General features: G+C 48.7%; 1 protein-coding gene. It reads left to right on the plus strand.

The annotated features are described in order from the left end of the window. Window positions 1–1152 (plus strand): FAD-dependent oxidoreductase (locus R7F67_RS24640; RefSeq protein ID WP_318057514.1); only part of this gene is annotated, 1152 nt, incomplete at both ends.

Here is a 1152-nt window from a genome sequence, read left to right on the forward strand (position 1 = left end):
CAAGCGGTAGAAATGAATTATTCTGGTAGCGACTTGGACGGTTGTTATCTCGGTGTTGATTACCTGAAAGATTACGTTACAGAACAAAACTACGTTACGGGCAAAAAAGTTGCCGTGATTGGTGGTGGTAACACTGCGATCGACTGTGCGCGTACGGCGCGTCGTGCGGGTGCCGATACCACTTTGATCTATCGTCGAACTCGCGACGAAATGCCAGCCGAAGACTACGAAATCGTCGAAGCTGAACATGAGGGCGTGAAGTTCCATTTCTTAACGAATCCGGCGGAAAACATCGCGGATGAAAACGGCCGCGTGAAGGCAATTCGATTAGAGCGAATGGCGTTAGGTGAGCCAGATTCGTCTGGTCGTCGTAGCCCGAAACCAACGGGTGAGTTCTTTACTGAAGCATTTGATACCGTGATTGCAGCGGTATCGCAAAAGCCGGATCTCAGCTTCTTAGAAAACGATGATTTGTCTATTCCACTAACACGTTGGAACACATCTGAGTCCGACTCGCAAACCATGCACACGGGTACGGGCAATATCTTCAGTATCGGTGATTTTCGTCGTGGTCCTGCGACAGCGGTTGAAGCTGTGGGAGATGGGCGAGTTGCGGCAAAAGCGATTGATCTGTTTCTCAATGGCGATATGGCGGATATGCCGAAACCTGCGTTCAACTCTCGTAAAGAGAAAAAACTGGCGCAGGTAGACCCACTTCATTTTGAAAACATCCAAAAAGTTGCTCGTTCAATCATGCCAGAGTTGACCCCAGCGCAGCGTGAGCAGAGTTTTGCTGAAGTGGAACTGGGCTTTGATAACGAAGAGGCCATGAAAGAAGCGGCGCGCTGCTTAGAGTGTGGTTGCCAAGCGAATACCGACTGTGCCTTGCGAGATTATTCAACGGAATATCATGCCGAGCAACATTTCGATGTTTCCGTGGACGTTTCCTCTGCTAGCGTGATTAGTCATCAAGATTGGCTCGATTTACGTGCGAAAGATCTTCGTCATAAATACGAAGTAGACCGCAGTTCTGAGTTCATTGAATTTGATGCTAACCGCTGCATTAGTTGTGGTCAGTGTATTCAAGCATGCCGTGAGCAAGCGGTACATGGTGTGTTGAGTTTTGTGTCGGATAAAAATGGCCGACCAGCT

Origin of the sequence: Vibrio sp. YT-17 (assembly GCF_033337375.1) — a bacterium.
GTDB classification, from domain to species: domain Bacteria; phylum Pseudomonadota; class Gammaproteobacteria; order Enterobacterales; family Vibrionaceae; genus Vibrio; species Vibrio alginolyticus.